Below are 1352 nucleotides of genomic sequence, written 5' to 3'. Positions count from 1 at the left end.
CTGGCCAGCCAGGTGCTGAAGTCTCTCAGTGACGACTGTGGGCTGTTGCGCGAGCAAGGTCAGGATCTCTATGGCTTTCTCCACCTGACGCTGCAGGAGTACTGCGCGGCCTGCTATGTCAGCGAGAGCGGCAAGGTCGAGCCACTGCTGCCCTACCTGGGTGACCCCTGGTGGGAGGAGGTGACGCTGCTCTATGCCGGCGCTGTAAGCGATGCTACGCCGCTCTTTCGGGCGTTGCTGAAAGGCAATAGGAAGGCGCCCCCAGAGGATCTCTTTCAGAGCAAGCTTCTGCTGGCGGGGCGCTGTTTGCTGGCTCAGCCTCTTCTGCAGGCCTGGCCAGAGTTAAGGCGGGAGTTACCGAATCGCCTCTTTGACGAGCTGCGGCGCACACCCTATCGTCTGATGCAAAATTTATTGTCTCACCTATTGGTGGAACTAGGATCGCTCTATAGCAAACCCCTCTTTGGTCCAAAAGATAGTAGTATCGAAGATCGTATTTTTGATATTTTAAATAATAAAGAGAAAGGAAATATGAAATTATTTATTGATTACCTTTTTAATTTAGGAGAATATCAGCTTGCTCTTTCCGGAGATGATCGTCGAAAGCTGGAAAGAAGAAGTCAGCGTAAGGTTCTCGAATCGGTGGATGATACTTTGCCGCCTCATCTACAGGCTCTGCAATGGCACTGGCCAATCGCGGCGGAGCGGGATCGGCAGGCACAGATGCTACTGACTCAGATGATGACCCGGCGCACTAGCAAAGGAGAAACAATAAAGATTCTATCGTCTCTTATTAGTGATAATCAAATAAGTATTGCTCTTAGATGTGAATATACAAAAGCATTGATTGGCGTTTTATATGGACTTTTCGGAGCAACAATATATGATATAATGCTTGATACAGCAGGTAATAATTTAGATATGGATACGATATCTATTCAAAATGAAATGTTTGGTGTAAAATTAGAATCCTGGGAGGGTCAGCAGGCTGTAGAGATACTGCTGTCGCTGGTCAGGGATGAAAGGCTGCCCCCAGCGGTGCGCCAGATCTGCGTGGATGGGTTGCAACTTCCTATGATGCGAGGAATAGAGCTGGCGCGTACCGAAGCACTGGCTGCCCTGATGGATAGCACTCTAAATAGCGAAGTGCGTGCCGCTCTGGCTTTTTTGCTAGGTGGAAGCGGTGAGCGTGGCCTTGGTCCTCTGTTGCGTGCTCTCTGGCAGCAGGAGCAGAATGAGCAACTCAGAGCTGCACTTCTGATGGCCCTGATATGTCTTGATGAGCCGGATCTCCTGGAGCAGGCAGAGCGGCTGGCTTTGCGGCCCCATCCGGTTCTTGTCCTTTTCAGCCA

General features: G+C 50.5%; 1 pseudogene. It reads left to right on the top strand.

Going from position 1 to position 1352, the window contains the following annotated elements:
• Nucleotides 1-1352: pseudogene (locus tag ACFMO7_RS22275) on the top strand (hypothetical protein); the annotation flags it as partial.

The organism is Thermogemmatispora sp. (assembly GCF_042408735.1).
In the GTDB taxonomy this organism is placed as follows: domain Bacteria; phylum Chloroflexota; class Ktedonobacteria; order Ktedonobacterales; family Ktedonobacteraceae; genus Thermogemmatispora.
Note: the sequence above shows the minus strand (reverse complement) of the source record. Positions and strands in the feature narration are given on the sequence as shown.